11 protein-coding genes and 3 pseudogenes are annotated in these 13276 nt (G+C 74.8%); 9 read left to right on the top strand and 5 right to left on the bottom strand.

All coding sequences use genetic code 11. From position 1 onward, the window contains the following. Positions 1-95: 95 nt before the first annotated feature. Both G7075_RS22780 and G7075_RS22775 read right to left on the bottom strand, forming a co-directional pair. Positions 96-737 carry a galactokinase gene (locus G7075_RS22780; protein ID WP_371814053.1) on the bottom strand — a complete coding sequence of 214 codons (642 nt, stop codon included), beginning with the start codon at positions 735-737 and terminating at the stop codon, positions 96-98. Positions 738-796: 59 nt separating this feature from the next. Continuing rightward, a pseudogene (locus tag G7075_RS22775) lies at positions 797-1252 on the bottom strand (galactokinase); the annotation flags it as partial. A gap of 42 nt (positions 1253-1294) precedes the next feature. On the opposite strand from G7075_RS22775, the gene trpS reads away from it, so the two are divergent. From trpS to G7075_RS11080, 3 genes are read left to right on the top strand one after another with little or no spacing between them, the layout of a single operon-like run. Beyond that, complete coding sequence (gene trpS, locus G7075_RS11090) at positions 1295-2320, top strand: tryptophan--tRNA ligase (RefSeq protein WP_371814052.1); 1026 nt, start codon at positions 1295-1297, stop codon at positions 2318-2320. Positions 2321-2331: 11 nt separating this feature from the next. Beyond that, positions 2332-2859 (top strand): 2'-5' RNA ligase family protein, encoded by a 528-nt coding sequence (locus tag G7075_RS11085; RefSeq protein WP_166121806.1) that lies wholly within the window; start codon positions 2332-2334, stop codon positions 2857-2859. Positions 2860-2895: 36 nt separating this feature from the next. Continuing rightward, the gene (locus tag G7075_RS11080) at positions 2896-3972 is read left to right on the top strand and encodes a mannose-1-phosphate guanylyltransferase (protein WP_166121804.1); all 1077 of its coding nucleotides are present in this window, start codon (positions 2896-2898) and stop codon (positions 3970-3972) included. Positions 3973-3975: 3 nt separating this feature from the next. Here the strand turns inward: G7075_RS11080 and G7075_RS11075 are convergent, their stop codons facing one another. Both G7075_RS11075 and G7075_RS11070 read right to left on the bottom strand, forming a co-directional pair. Next, on the bottom strand, positions 3976-5628 hold the full coding sequence (locus G7075_RS11075; protein WP_166121802.1) for an ABC transporter permease: 1653 nt from the start codon (positions 5626-5628) through the stop codon (positions 3976-3978). Continuing rightward, the gene (locus G7075_RS11070; RefSeq protein WP_166121800.1) at positions 5625-6578 is read right to left on the bottom strand and encodes an ABC transporter ATP-binding protein; all 954 of its coding nucleotides are present in this window, start codon (positions 6576-6578) and stop codon (positions 5625-5627) included. Before G7075_RS11070 ends, G7075_RS11075 begins: the two co-directional genes overlap by 4 nt. Before the next feature lie 32 nt (positions 6579-6610). On the opposite strand from G7075_RS11070, the gene G7075_RS11065 reads away from it, so the two are divergent. The 5 genes and pseudogenes from G7075_RS11065 (at position 6611) to G7075_RS11045 (ending at position 11231) form a co-directional block, all read left to right on the top strand. Continuing rightward, on the top strand, positions 6611-7102 hold the full coding sequence (locus G7075_RS11065; RefSeq protein WP_166121798.1) for a GbsR/MarR family transcriptional regulator: 492 nt from the start codon (positions 6611-6613) through the stop codon (positions 7100-7102). 62 nt (positions 7103-7164) lie between these two features. Further along, positions 7165-8382, top strand: a complete 1218-nt coding sequence (locus G7075_RS11060; protein WP_166121796.1) for an amidohydrolase — start codon at positions 7165-7167, stop codon at positions 8380-8382. Beyond that, the gene (locus G7075_RS11055; protein ID WP_256378022.1) at positions 8339-8797 is read left to right on the top strand and encodes a cytidine deaminase; all 459 of its coding nucleotides are present in this window, start codon (positions 8339-8341) and stop codon (positions 8795-8797) included. The genes G7075_RS11060 and G7075_RS11055 overlap by 44 nt, the downstream gene beginning before the upstream one ends. A gap of 58 nt (positions 8798-8855) precedes the next feature. After that, positions 8856-10043: pseudogene (locus tag G7075_RS11050) on the top strand (thymidine phosphorylase); the annotation flags it as partial. A 100-nt stretch (positions 10044-10143) separates the two neighbouring features. Then, a pseudogene (locus G7075_RS11045) lies at positions 10144-11231 on the top strand (adenosine deaminase). 90 nt (positions 11232-11321) lie between these two features. On the opposite strand, the gene G7075_RS11040 reads toward G7075_RS11045, so the two are convergent. Continuing rightward, positions 11322-12155, bottom strand: a complete 834-nt coding sequence (locus tag G7075_RS11040; RefSeq protein ID WP_240917552.1) for an RDD family protein — start codon at positions 12153-12155, stop codon at positions 11322-11324. Positions 12156-12596: 441 nt separating this feature from the next. On the opposite strand from G7075_RS11040, the gene G7075_RS22770 reads away from it, so the two are divergent. Next, the gene (locus G7075_RS22770) at positions 12597-13202 is read left to right on the top strand and encodes a stage II sporulation protein M (protein WP_240917551.1); all 606 of its coding nucleotides are present in this window, start codon (positions 12597-12599) and stop codon (positions 13200-13202) included. Positions 13203-13276 lie beyond the last annotated feature (74 nt).

Genomic DNA, 13276 nt, shown 5'->3' with positions numbered 1-13276 from the left:
CGGAGCCGGTCCGGCGCAGCGGAAGTGGGGCCATCGTGTGCAACCCGTGACCTCCCGGGCGCGGGTCGAGGTGGTGGCCGACGACGGGACCGGCGTCAGGTGTCGCGGGCCGCCGGGCCACCGGCGGTGACGACGAAGCACTGCGGCTCGCGCCACCCCCGGGCCGCGAACGCCGCCGTGACCGCGTCGCGTGCCGCCTCGACCGACCCCTCCGGCAGCAGGGCGACCGACGAGCCGCCGAAGCCGCCGCCGGTCATCCGTGCCCCGAGCGCCCCCGCACCCTCGGCGGCCTCGACCGACACGTCGAGCTCCTCGCAGCTGACCTCGTAGTCGTCGCGCAGCGAGGCGTGCGAGGCCCGGAACAGCCGCCCGACCTCCTCGAGGTCGCCCGCGCGCAGGGCGGCCACCGTCGCCGAGACCCGGGCGATCTCGTTGACGACGTGCCGGGTCCGCGACCGCAGCTCGTCGGACGACAGCCGCGCGAGCGCCTCGTCGAGCCCGGACGCCGGCACCTCGCGCAGCGACCGCACCCCCAGCTCGGCCGCCGCCGCCTCGCAGGCGCGGCGCCGCTCCTCGTACTGCCCGTCGTTGAGCGCGTGCGAGGCACGGGTGTCGGTGACGAGCAGCACGTGACCGGTCGCGGCGAGGTCGAAGGGCACCTGCTCGGTCTCGCCGGAGCGGCAGTCGAGCAGCAGGGCCGACCCCTCGGCGCAGAGCAGCGCGGCCGACTGGTCCATCCCCCGGTCGCGGCACCGGCGACCTCGTTCTCGGCCCGGACGCAGGCCCGGGCCAGCCGCGCCCGCCCGTCGGCGGTCCCGAGCAGGTCGAGGCCGAACAGGTCGCTCGCCGCCGCCCCGACCGCGCACTCCAGCGCCGCCGAGCTCGACAGCCCGGCGCCGACCGGCACGTCGCTGTCGACCGTCACGTCCATCCCGCGCACCGCGAAGCCGTCCTCGCGCAGCGCCCAGAGGACCCCCGCGACGTAGGCCGTCCACCCCTGCGGGGACCCCGGCCCGACCGACCCGAGGTCGACCTCCACCGTCTCGCCGAGCTGGACCGAGTGCACCCGCAGCCGGTCGTCGTCACGCGTCGTGCACGCGGCACGGGTCCGCTGCCGCAGGGCGATCGGGAGCACGAGGCCGTCGTTGTAGTCGGTGTGCTCGCCGATGAGGTTGACCCGCCCGGGGGCCGACCACACCCCCTCGGGGTCGGTGCCGAACGCGTCGCGGTGGGTGGCGGCGGGGCTGGTCATGCGGGTGAGTCTAGGGACGGTCGGCAGGGCACAATGGGGCGCATGCCCACCCTCCCCACCCCCGATGGCGCACGCCCCCGCATCCTGTCCGGGATGCAGCCGACGAGCGACTCGCTCCACCTCGGCAACTACCTCGGCGCGCTGGTCAACTGGGTGGGGCTGCAGGACGACTTCGACGCCTACTACTTCGTCGCCGACCTCCACGCGCTGACCGTCCCCACCGACCCGGAGGTCCTGCGCCGTCGCACCCGGGTCACCGCCGCCCAGTTCATCGCCGGCGGCGTCGACCCGAAGCGCTCGGCCGTCTTCTGCCAGAGTCACGTCACCGCGCACGCCGAGCTCGGCTGGGTGATGAACTGCCTCACCGGGTTCGGCGAGGCCAGCCGGATGACGCAGTTCAAGGACAAGACCGCCAAGGGTCAGAACGCCAACGTCGGCCTGTTCACCTACCCGATGCTCATGGCCGCCGACATCCTCATGTACGACGCCGCCTACGTGCCGGTCGGCGAGGACCAGCGCCAGCACCTCGAGATCACCCGCGACCTCGCCGAGCGCTTCAACACCCGCTTCGGCGAGACGCTCGTCGTGCCCGAGCCGTACATCGTCAAGGGCTCCGCGAAGATCCAGGACCTCCAGGACCCCACGGCGAAGATGAGCAAGACCGGGTCCTCGCCGAAGGGCCTCATCGACCTCATGGAGGACCCGGCGCGGATCGCGAAGAACATCCGCTCGGCGGTCACCGACACCGAGGCCGAGGTCCGCTACGACCCCGAGGCCAAGCCGGGCGTCAGCAACCTGCTCGTCATCCACTCCGTGCTCTCCGGCACACCCGTCGAGGAGGTCGCGGCCTCGTTCGCGGGCCGCGGCTACGGCGACCTCAAGAAGGAGGTCGCCGACGTCGTCGTCGCCGCCCTCGGCCCGTTCCAGGAGCGGATGACGGAGCTGCTCGACGACCCCGCCGAGCTCGACCGCATCCTCGCCGACGGTGCCGACCGCGCCGCCGAGGTCGCGCACGCCACGATGGCCCGGGTCCGCGACGCCGTCGGCCTGCTGCCGGCCGCGCGCTGAGGCCGGCGCCCATGCCGATCCACGGTGTCGCCGTCACCGTCCCCGAGCCGTGGGGCACCACGCTCCAGGCCGCCCGCGAGGAGGCCGGCGACCCCATGGCCCCCGCGATCCCGCCGCACGTCACGCTGCTGCCCCCGACCGCCGTCGAGCCCGACGTGATGGACGCCTTCGTCGCGCACCTCGAGGAGGTCTGCGGCCGCGCCCGACCGTTCGAGATGGTCCTCTCGGGCACCGGCACCTTCCGCCCGGTCTCGCCGGTCGTCTTCGTGCAGGTGTCGCGCGGCATCGTCGAGTGCGAGCGGCTCGAGGCGGCGGTCCGGTCCGGGCCGGTGCAGCGCCACCTCGACTTCCCGTACCACCCGCACGTGACCATCGCCCACCACCTCGGCGACGCGGCCCTCGACGGTGCGTTCGACGGGCTCGCCGGCTTCCGCGCCCGCTTCGAGGTGGCGAGCGTCGAGCTGTACCACCACGACCCGGACGGCGTGTGGCGGGTCGTGCGCTCCTTCCCGTTCGGCGCGACGCGGGCCGGGGGCTGAGCGAGCGCCGGCACCCGAGCGGCTACCCTCGGCGCCATGCCTGACGTCGCGGGGTTCTGGGCCGTCGTGCCGGCGGGAGGTGCGGGCACCCGGCTGTGGCCGCTGAGCCGCGCCGGGCACCCGAAGTTCCTCCTCGACCTCACGGGTAGCGGGCGCACCCTCCTCCAGGCCACCGTCGACCGCCTGGCCCCGCTGACCGTCGACCGGGTCGTCGTCGTCACCGGGGCCGCGCACGCCGAGGCCGTCCGCGGGCAGCTCCCGGAGCTCGACGCCGGACGGGTGCTCGCCGAGCCGTCGCCGCGCGACTCGATGGCCGCCATCGGCCTGGCCGCCGCGGTCGTCGAGCGCAGCGACCCCGACGCCGTCATCGGCTCGTTCGCCGCCGACCACGTCATCCCCGACGCCGCCGCCTTCCACACGGCGGTCCGCGAGGCCGTCGAGGTGGCCCGCGACGGCCACCTCGTCACCCTGGGGGTCGAGCCCACCCACCCCGCCACCGGCTTCGGCTACATCCGTGCCGGCGAGCGGATGGACGGCTTCCCGACCGCCCGGCACGCCGTCGAGTTCGTCGAGAAGCCCGACGCCGAGCGCGCCACCGCCTACGTGGCGTCGGGCGAGTACCGTTGGAACGCAGGGATGTTCGTCGTCCGCGCGTCCGTGCTGCTCGACCTGCTCGGGCGCTGGCACCCCGAGCTCGCCGCCGGCCTGCGCGAGGTCGCCGCCGACCCCTCGCGCCTCGACGCCGTCTGGCCGCACCTGACGAAGATCGCCATCGACCACGCCGTCGCCGAGCCGGCGGCCGCGGCGGGGCACGTCGTCGTGGTGCCGGCGCCCTTCGGGTGGGACGACGTCGGCGACTTCGCGAGCCTCGCCTCGCTGCTGCCCGCCACCGACGGCCTGACCGTGCTCGGGTCCGCCGACGACGTGACGGTCGTCGGCGGCTCGGGCCTGGTGGTGACGTCCGGTGGTCGCCGGGTGGCGCTCGTCGGTCTCGACGACGTGGTCGTCGTCGACACCCCGGACGCCGTCCTCGTCACCACCCGGGCGCGGGCGCAGGACGTCAAGCGGGTCGTCGACGCGCTCAAGGACTCGGGGCGCACCGACCTCACCTGAGCCTCAGGCGACGTCGCGACGCCGGTAGGCCACCCCGCCCGCCACCATGAGCGCGAGCGCCGCGGCGGTGAGGACGAGCGCCGCCACCCACCCGAACGACCCGGCCGGCAGCGTCGACAGGTGCGTGAACGGCGAGGCGTCGAGCAGCCACGACGGCAGGTCGGTGAGCGGACCCACCTCGGAGACGAGGAAGGACGCCAGCAGGACGCCCCAGGCGAACGGCGCGAACCGGGGGAGTGCGCCGGCCAGCAGCGCGGCGACACCGGTCATCAACCACACGACCGGCAGCGCGGCCAGCGTCGCCCCGACCGACTCGCCGAAGGTCGGTGCGTCCGGCGTGACGGTGGGACCGACGAGCCCGACGACCGCCCCGAGCAGGGCGAGCAGCGCGGCGGTGAGGACGACGGGGACCACGAGGTGCGCGGTGTACCAGCGGACCCGGCCGGTGGCGGTCGCGAGGACCACCTCGCCCTGACCCGTGCGCTCGGCGGCGACGAGCCGCAGCACGAGGGCGGTGGCGGCCGCCGCGACGGCCGCGGCGACGAAGTGGATCTCGGTCGCGACGTACACGTCGGCGAAGAGTCCGCCGGCGCCCCCGCCCATCTTCTCGAGCAGGTCCCGGATGGCCGGGTCGCCCGACATGTCGGTCACGGCACCGAGCAGGGAGCCGACGAGCACACCGCCGAGGACCATCCCCACGGCCCATCCGACGATCGTGCCGCGGGCCAGCCGCGTCACGAGGGCGAGCGGGCCGGCGAGGCCCGCGCCGGCCCGGCGCGGCCCGGCACGCACGGGGATGACGCCGGCGCCGAGGTCGCGGTGGTCGAGCACCCGCACGGCGACGAGCACCCCGACGGCCAGGGCCAGCAGGCCGAGCACCAGCACCCACTGCCGGTTGGCCCCGTAGGCCTCGACCCGGCCGGCCCACCCGAGCGGCGAGAGCCAGGCCAGCCCGTGCAGGACGGTGCCGGGGTCGGCCGAGTCGGCGACGGCCCGCACCGCGAAGAGCACCCCGAGCGCGCCGAAGCCCAGCCCGCCGGCGCCGCGGGTCGTCGACGCCAGCTGGACGGCGACGGCCGCGATGCCGACGGTGGCCAGCCCGCCCGTGAGCCACGCGACCGCGAAGGCCGCGCTGCCGGCGGGGTCCATCCCGAGCGCGGCCAGGCCCAGCGCCGAGAGGACGCTCGCGGCGACGACGGCGGCCGTCGCGAGGGTGACCGCGGCGGCCAGCGGCGCCCACCGCCCCACCACACCGGCGCCGAGCAGCTCGAGGCGGCCCTCGTCCTCCTCCGTGCGGGTGTGCCGGCGGACGACGACGAGCCCGAGCACGCCGACGAGGAAGGCGCCGAGCATCACGGTCTTGATGACGGCGAGCGCGTCGGCGGACTGCGCCGACGCCGGGCCGTAGAGGGCGACGACCGCGGGGTTGGCGAGCACCGACGACAGGCCCGCCGTCGCGGCCGCGTCGGTCGGGTAGAGGGCGAGGGTGGCCTGCGCCGACCCGACGGAGAAGAGCACGAGCCCGAGGACGCTGCTCGGCACGAGGATGCGGTCGCGCCGCCACGCGAGGCGCAGCAGCTGGCCGAACCCCGTGAGCCGGGTGGCGACGGGGATGCGCGGGGTGGCCGGTGCGGTGGGGGCGGTGGCCGCGGTCATGCCGGCTGCGCCTCGTTCTCGCGCTCGCGGTCCGTGGACCCCGTGCCCTGGTAGCGGGCGAGGAAGAGCTCCTCGAGGGTCGGCGGCTGCACGGTGAGCCCGGTGACGCCGCGGCGCCCGAGGTCGGCGACGAGCGTGCCGAGGTGCTCGGCGTCGACCGAGCAGCGGACCTCGTCGCCCTCGACCGTCACGTCGTGCGCGCCGGGCCAGCCCGCGACCTCCTCGGCGCTCGGGGCGTGCTCGAGGACGGCGTGGACCCGGGTGCGGGTGAGGTGGCGCAGCTCGTCGAGGCTGCCGGTGTCGACGATCCGCCCGGCGCGCACGATGCTCACACGGTCGCAGGCGCGCTCGACCTCGCTGAGGATGTGGCTCGAGAGCAGCACCGTGCGCCCGTCGTCCCGGAGCGCGGCGAGCTCGCGCTGGAAGACCTCCTCCATCAGCGGGTCGAGGCCGGCCGTCGGCTCGTCGAGGACGAGCAGGGGGACGCCGCTGGCCAGGGCCGCGACGAGGGCGACCTTCTGCCGGTTGCCCTTGCTGTAGGCCTTGCCCTTCTTCGTCTCGTCGAGCTCGAAGCGCTCGACGAGCCGGCGCCGGCGGTCCTCGTCGATGCCCCCGCGCAGCCGCCCGAGCAGGTCGATGGTCTCGCCGCCGGTCAGGGTCGGCCAGAGCACGACGTCGCCGGGGACGTAGGCGAGGCTGCGGTGCAGGTCGGTGGCGTCGCGCCACGGGTCGCGGCCCAGCACGGTGGCGGTGCCGGCGTCGGCGCGCAGCAGCCCGAGCAGGACCCGGATCGTCGTCGACTTGCCGGCGCCGTTCGGGCCGAGGAAGCCGTGGACCTCGCCCGCGCGCACGGTGAGGTCGAGGCCGTCGAGGGCGACGGTGCGCCCGAAGGTCTTGCGGAGCCCGGAGACGGTGATGGCATCGGTCACGCCACCGACGGTACACCTCATTCACAACCTTGTGAATGTTGTAATGTGGCGCCATGGCCCCGGCACCCTCCGACGTGATCCCCGACCCGCCCGCCGACGTCGTCGAGCGGCTCGGTGGTGCCCTCGCCGAGGTCGGGATCCCGCTCCAGCCCGCGCGGGTCTTCGCCGCCCTCCTCGCGACCGAGGACGGGCGGCGCACCTCCGCCCAGCTCGTCGAGCTGCTCGACATCAGCCCGGCCGCGGTCTCCGGCGCCGTGCGCTACCTCTCCCAGGTCCGGATGATCCGCCGGGAACGCGAGCGCGGCTCGCGGCGGGACGTGTACGTCGCCCTCGACGACGCGTGGCACGACATGATGATGCAGACCGAGCAGCTCTACGCGCCGATCCTCGCCGCCCTCGTCGTGGCCCGCGACAGCGTGGGCGCGAGGTCGCGGGCGGGCGAGCGCATGCAGCTCTCGGCGGAGTTCCTCGAGTTCATCCAGCGCGAGATGGACGCCGTCGCCCGCCGCTGGGACGACTACAAGGCCGCCCGCGCCGTCGGCTGAACGGCTGCCCGTGCCGGACCTGCCGGTGGGGGAGGGCCCATCCGCGTAGACTCGGCCTCCTCATGAACGACGATGCCCTCCTCGCCGCGCTCGGCGAGCGCATCACCTCGCTGTCACCCGAGCTCACCGACCTCCGGCGGGACCTCCACGCCCACCCCGAGCTGTCCCGCGAGGAGACGCGCACCACCGAGACCGTGGTGCGCCGACTCGACGCGGCGGGGGTCGCCGTCCGGCTGATGCCGGGCACCGGCGTCCTCGCCGACCTCGGCGCGCCCGAGCCCCTCTACCGGGTCGCGCTGCGCGCCGACATGGACGCCCTGCCCGTGCGCGAGCGCTCCGGCCTCGACTTCGCCTCCCAGGCTCCCGGGGTCTGCCACGCGTGCGGGCACGACGTGCACGTCGCCGCGCTCGTCGGCGCCGTCCTCGCGCTGCGCACCGTCGAGGACTCCCTCGCCGAGCGGGGCATCGCCGTGCGGGCGGTCTTCCAGGCCGCCGAGGAGGTCATGCCCGGCGGCGCCCTCGAGGCCATCACCGCCGGCGCGCTCGAGGGGGTCGACAGCATCTTCGCGGTGCACTGCGACCCGAGCATCGACGTCGGGGAGGTCGGGCTGCGCGAGGGTGCGCTCACCGCCGCCGCCGACCAGATCGCCGTCACGCTGCACGGCCGCGGCGGTCACACCTCCCGGCCGCAGCTCACGGAGGACCTCGTCTACGCGCTCGCCAAGGTCGTCACCGACGTGCCGGGCGTGCTCGGCCGGCGGCTCGACCCCCGCACCGGCGCGGCCCTGGTCTGGGGCAAGATCGAGGCCGGCCGGGTCGCCAACGTCATCCCGAGCACCGGCGAGTGCCGCGGCACGCTGCGAATGCTCGACGCCGAGTCCTGGCTCACCGTCGGCCCCCTGCTCGAGGAGATCGTCCACGGGGTCGTCCAGCCGTACGGGGTGCAGGCCAAGGTCGAGCGGCTCAAGGGGGTCCCGCCGGTCGTCAACACCGCCGACGGCATCTCCGCGCTGCGCCGGGCCGCGCTGGCCTGCCGGGTCAGCCCCGTGCCCACGGCGCAGTCGCTCGGTGGCGAGGACTTCGCCTGGTACCTCGACCACTGCACCGGCGCGATGGCCCGGCTCGGCACCCGTACGCCCGGAGGGCCCACCTACGACCTGCACCAGGGCGACCTCGTCGTCGACGAGCGGGCCATCGCCCTCGGTGCGCGGCTGCTCGCGACGGCCGCCGTCGTGCGTGGCCTCGACGCCCGCCGCGCCGCCCCCGAGGAGGACTCGTGACCAGCGCCGTCCCCGCCCCGAGGTCGACTGGGAGGTCCTGCGCGCCGAGGCGGTGCGGATGACCACGCTCGCGTACTGCCCGTACAGCCGCTTCCCCGTGGGGGTCGCCGGTCTCGTCGACGACGGTCGGGTCGTGGCGGGCTGCAACGTCGAGAACGCCGGCTACGGGGTCACCCTCTGCGCCGAGTGCGGCATGGTCTCCACCCTGCACGCCACGGGTGGCGGGCGGCTCGTCGCCGTGTGGTGCGTCGACGGCCGCGGAGACACCCTGATGCCGTGCGGCCGGTGCCGACAGCTGCTGTGGGAGAACGGAACTCCTGACACCTTGCTGCAGACGCCCGAGGGCATCCTCACGATGCGCGAGGTGCTGCCCCAGGCCTTCGGTCCCGAGGACCTCGAGACCCGCCGCCCGTAGCCCGCGCGGCCACCCGGGGTGGTTCTGGTGGGGGCCGCGCCCCTGCCATGATGGGCCGATGACCGAAGCCTTCGACGCCGTCGACGTCATCCTCGCCAAGCGCGACCGCCACGAGCTCACCGACGACCAGATCCGCTGGGTCGTCGACGCCTACACCCGCGGGGTCGTGGCCGAGGAGCAGATGAGCTCGCTCGCGATGGCCATCCTCCTCAACGGGATGACGCGCCGCGAGATCGCCACCTGGACCGGCGCGATGATCGCCAGCGGCGAGCGGATGGACTTCTCCGGGCTGTCCCGGCCGACCGCCGACAAGCACTCGACCGGCGGCGTCGGCGACAAGATCACCCTCCCGCTGGCGCCCCTCGTCGCGGTCTTCGGTGTCGCGGTGCCGCAGCTCTCCGGCCGCGGGCTGGGCCACACCGGCGGCACGCTCGACAAGCTCGAGTCGGTCGCCGGCTGGCAGGCCGCCCTGTCGAACGAGGCGATGATGCGCCAGCTCGAGGACGTCGGCGCCGTCATCTGCGCCGCCGGCTCGGGCCTGGCGCCCGCCGACAAGAAGCTCTACGCGCTGCGCGACGTCACCGGCACGGTCGAGGCCATCCCGCTCATCGCCTCCTCGATCATGAGCAAGAAGATCGCCGAGGGCACCGGCGCCCTCGTGCTCGACGTCAAGGTCGGCAGCGGCGCCTTCATGAAGACCCGCGAGGACGCCACCGAGCTGGCCCGCACGATGGTCGACCTCGGCACCGACGCCGGCGTCACGACGGTCGCCCTGCTCACGGACATGTCGACCCCGCTCGGCCTCACCGCCGGCAACGCCCTCGAGGTGCGCGAGTCGGTCGAGGTGCTCGCCGGTGGCGGTCCCGACGACGTCGTCGAGCTCACCGTCCGGCTCGCCGAGGAGATGCTCGACGCCGCCGGCCGTGGAGGCCAGGACGTGCGCGCCGCCCTCACCGACGGCCGGGCGATGGACGCCTGGCGCCGGATGATCGCGGCCCAGGGCGGCGACCCCGACGCCCCGCTGCCCGTCGCGCAGCACACCGAGGAGGTGCTGGCCCCGGCCGACGGCGTCGTGACGCAGATGGACGCGTACGGCGTCGGCGTCGCGGCCTGGCGCCTCGGGGCCGGCCGGGCCCGCAAGGAGGACCCCGTGCAGGCCGGCGCGGGCGTCGAGCTGCACGTCAAGCCGGGCGCCACCGTGCGCGCGGGGGAGCGGATGATGACCCTGCACACCGACACCCCCGACCGGTTCGAGCGGGCCAGGGAGGCCCTCGAGGGAGCGGTGTCCATCGCCCCGAGGGCTCGCGCCCGGCCATCGGCCCCGTCGTCATCGACCGGATCGCCTGATGTCCGCCACCCCGACCGCCGAGGTCGTCCGCCGCGCGCCGAAGGCCCTCCTGCACGACCACCTCGACGGCGGCCTGCGCCCCGCGACGGTCGTCGAGCTCGCCGAGGCCTCCGGCTACGACGGCCTGCCGACCACCGACCCCGCTGCCCTCGGCGCCTGGTTCCGGGACGCCGCCGACTCCGGGTCGCTCGTGCGCTACCTCGAGACGTTCTCGCACACCGTCGCGGTGATGCAGACCGAGGAGCAGCTGACCCGCGTCGCGCGCGAGTGCGCCCTCGACCTCGCCGCCGACGGCGTCGTCTACGCCGAGTCGCGCTTCGCCCCGAGCTGCACATCGAGGGCGGGCTGCCGCTCGAGCGGGTCGTCGAGGCCGTCCTCGCCGGGTTGCGGGAGGGCGAGGCCGAGGCGGCCGCCGCCGGCACGCCCATCCGGGTCCGGGCCCTGCTCACCGCGATGCGGCACGCGGCCCGCTCGCGCGAGATCGCCGAGCTGGCCGTCGCCTACCGCGACCGCGGCGTCGGTGGCTTCGACATCGCCGGGGCCGAGGCCGGCTTCCCGCCCACCCGCCACCTCGACGCGTTCGAGTACCTGCGTCGCGAGAACGCGCACTTCACGATCCACGCCGGTGAGGCCTTCGGGCTGCCCTCGATCTGGGAGGCCATCCAGTGGTGCGGTGCCGACCGGCTCGGCCACGGCGTGCGCATCGTCGACGACGTGCAGGTGGGTGACGACGGGGTGGCCGTGCTCGGCCGGCTCGCCGACTACGTGCGCGACCGGCGCATCCCGCTCGAGATGTGCCCGAGCTCGAACATCCAGACTGGCGCCGCCGAGTCCGTTGCGGCACACCCGATCACCCTGCTCAAGAACCTGCGGTTCCGGGTCACCGTCAACACCGACAACCGGCTGATGTCGGGCACGTCGATGTCGCGCGAGATGCAGCTGCTCGTCGACGAGGCCGGCTGGACGCTGGCCGACCTGCGCTGGGTGACCATCAACGCGATGAAGTCGGCGTTCCTGCCCTTCGAGGAGCGGCTCGAGCTCATCGAGCACGTCGTCAAGCCCGGGTACGCGGCGCTCGGCGCCTGAGCGCCACCACCATCCGACTGATTGCCCAGAACCCACCTCGGAGGTGCCGAAACGGGCCCCTCGAGGTGGGTTTCGGGCAATGAGTGGGGGTCAGGCGAGCGGGTCGGCGCCGACGACCCGGCGGCGCAGCGCGTCCTCGCGGGCCAGCCGCTCGCTGTCGCGCCGGCGCCGCTCGGCGATGACCGCCGACAGCACGTACTCCTGGTGGAACCCCGGCGGTGGTGCGGGGGCGACGTACCGCAGCACCTCGCCGAGCAGCTCGCGACCCAGCGGCTCGCGTGACGACGGCGCGAGCGCCCCTGCGCGGGAGAGGAACTGGCGCACGGCGACGGTGAGCCCGGCGGGCATCGCGGCGACGTCGGCCCGGGTGGCCCACTCGGCGAGCGGCAGGGGCATCTGCGGCGGGGGGAGCAGCCGCATCCGCGAGCGCTGGCTGATGACGTAGGTGCCGGCGGCGTAGTCGCCGAGCCGCTTGCTGCGCGAGCTGACGACCGAGCTGACGAGCGCGGGGACGCCGACGAACGGTGGCAGCCACAGCTCGACGAAGCCGACGAGCGCCCGGGTGATGGCGTGCCGCGCGGTGATCGGGCCCCCGTCGTCGCGCACGACCCGCAGACCGAGGGCGAGCTTGCCGAGGGTGCGACCCCGGGTGAGGGTCTCGACGGTGGCGGGGACGGCGACGGTGACCGTGACGACGCCGACGAGCAGCAGGGCGGTGGCGACCGCCTCGCTCGTGTCGGCGACGAGCACCCCGACCGTCCACACGGCGGCGATGAGCAGGACGATGGCCGCGATCATGTCGATGATGCCGCTCGCGGCCCGCATCAGGGTGCCGGCGACGGGCAGCTCGACGGAGACGCCCTCGCCCGTCACGACGTCCTCGGACGCGTAGGCGCGGTAGCCCTGGCCGGCGGTGTCCTCCACGGGCACAGGCTAACCGCCGGCCGTGGCCGCGCGGGTCGCCTAGGCTGCATCCGTGGACCTCGACGCGTACGTGGCCGCCCACCAGGCGCAGTGGAACCGGCTGGAGACCCTCGTGGGCCAGCGCCGGCACAGCGGGGCCGAGGCCGACGAGCTGCTCGACCTCTACCAGCGCGTCTCCACGCACCTGTCGGTCGTGCGTTCCTCCAGCCCGGACCCGGCCGTCGTCGCCCACCTCTCCTCGCTCGTGGCGCGCGCGCGGATGGCCACGGCCGGGCGGCGGACGGGGACGTGGGCCGCGCTGCTCGGGTTCTTCACGACCACCTTCCCGGCGGCGCTCTACCGGCTGCGCTGGTGGTGGGTGAGCACGGCGCTGGCCAACGTCGCCATCGCCTTCCTCGTCGGCTGGTACGCGTACCGGCACCCCAGGTCTGGACCAGCCGGATGTCCCCCGAGGAGATCAACGCCTTCGTGGGCACCGACTTCGCGCAGTACTACTCCGAGTACGCGCACCTCGACTTCACCGGGCTCGTGTGGACGAACAACGCGTGGGTGTCGGCGCAGGTCATCGCCCTGGGGATCCTCGGGCTGCCGGTCGTGGTCATCCTCGCCCAGAACGTGCTCAACGTCGGGGTCGCCGGGGCGCTGATGGCCTACCACGACCGCACCGCGCTCTTCTTCGGGCTGATCCTCCCGCACGGGCTCCTCGAACTGACGGCCATCTTCGTCGCCGGCGCGGTGGGGCTGCGCATCTGCTGGTCGTGGATCAGCCCGGGGCCGCTGCCGCGGGGGCAGTCCCTCGCCCGGGAGGCCCGAACGGCGGTCGGCATCGCCATGGGGCTGGTCGTCGTGCTCTTCGTCAGCGGGGTCATCGAGGGCTTCGTGACGCCGTCGGGGCTGCCGACGTGGGCACGCATCTCCATCGGGGTGCTCGCCGAGACCGCGTTCCTGCTCTACGTGTTCGTCGTCGGCCGGGCCGCCGTGGCCCGCGGCGCGACCGGTGACGTGGCCGCCCGGGACGCCGGCGACACCCTCCCCGTCGCCGCCTGACCTTCACAGCCACCCGAGGCCCACGTCGGCGTCCCGGGGAGGGTCGACCGGGTCCGCACCCGGCGAACCCTCCC

This window comes from Phycicoccus sp. HDW14 (assembly GCF_011383005.1).
GTDB lineage: Bacteria > Actinomycetota > Actinomycetes > Actinomycetales > Dermatophilaceae > Phycicoccus.
The sequence above is the reverse complement of the archived record's forward strand: the minus strand, read 5'-3'. Positions and strand labels throughout refer to the sequence as shown.